Raw genomic sequence first — 322 nt, 5'->3', positions numbered from 1 at the left:
GGATCAAAAACAAAGACTGGTTTTTAACGCTAGGTGGTGACGGCCATCAACCTGCGGTAGAACCGGGTAATCCAGATATTATGTATTCACAGTGGCAACAAGGCAATTTAACACGTCATGATCTAAAAACCCGTGAAGGTGTTTATATAAAACCGCAACCGCGTCCGGGCGAGCCTGCTGAGCGCTTTAACTGGGATGTACCTATTAATGTATCCAGTCACGATGCCAAGCGACTATATTTTGCATCACAACGGGTTTGGCGTTCAGACGATCGAGGTGATAGTTGGAACCCAATATCAGGCGATTTGACTAAAAATGGTAA

Annotated in this window: 1 protein-coding gene; it reads left to right on the top strand. The window is 45.0% G+C overall.

What is annotated here, in order from left to right; translation table 11 throughout:
* On the top strand, positions 1 to 322 hold a 322-nt coding region (locus CWC11_RS21310; RefSeq protein ID WP_138684206.1), incomplete at both ends, for a hypothetical protein.

The organism is Pseudoalteromonas sp. S3178, assembly GCF_005886985.1.
GTDB classification, from domain to species: domain Bacteria; phylum Pseudomonadota; class Gammaproteobacteria; order Enterobacterales; family Alteromonadaceae; genus Pseudoalteromonas; species Pseudoalteromonas carrageenovora.
This window is presented reverse-complemented; position numbering and strand designations above follow the sequence as displayed.